This window comes from Pseudoalteromonas sp. S3260, from assembly GCF_005886925.1.
Taxonomy (GTDB): domain Bacteria; phylum Pseudomonadota; class Gammaproteobacteria; order Enterobacterales; family Alteromonadaceae; genus Pseudoalteromonas; species Pseudoalteromonas tetraodonis.
This window is the reverse complement of sequence record NZ_PNCV01000374.1, coordinates 1-401: the sequence shown is the minus strand read 5'-3', so window position 1 is coordinate 401 and position 401 is coordinate 1. Positions and strand designations below refer to the sequence as shown.

Sequence of the window (401 nt, the reverse complement as noted above, 5' to 3'; positions counted from 1 at the left end):
AGTTAAAATGACAACAATGAGAAAGAAGTATGCAATTCAAAAAGACAATTTTAGCGGCTTCATTGGCGCTATTATCAACAGAATCTTTCGCTGCCGCTTTTCAGCTGGCAGAGCAAAATGCGTCAGGCTTAGGCCGCGCCTACGCTGGTGAAGCAGCCATTGCTGATGATGCATCTGTGGTTGCCCGTAACCCCGCACTGATGTCGCAATTTGAAACGGCACAGTTGAGCGTGGCGGCAATTTATGTCGAGCCAGACGTGAGCCTTGAAGGCGAAAGCACCAACAATGGCCTAAACCCTAATGTGTTAAACGACGATAGCATCGCCCCTAGCGCAGTGATCCCTGCCGGTTACTTTGTGCTCCCGGTAAACGATAAGGTGGCAGTAGGCTTTGGTGCCTTC

At 49.9% G+C, this 401-nt stretch carries 1 protein-coding gene; it reads left to right on the top strand.

Going from position 1 to position 401, the window contains the following annotated elements:
* Positions 1–29: 29 nt before the first annotated feature.
* Positions 30–401, top strand: a 372-nt coding sequence (locus CWC14_RS18855) for an outer membrane protein transport protein (RefSeq protein ID WP_171036909.1), incomplete at its 3' end; no start/stop codon positions are given.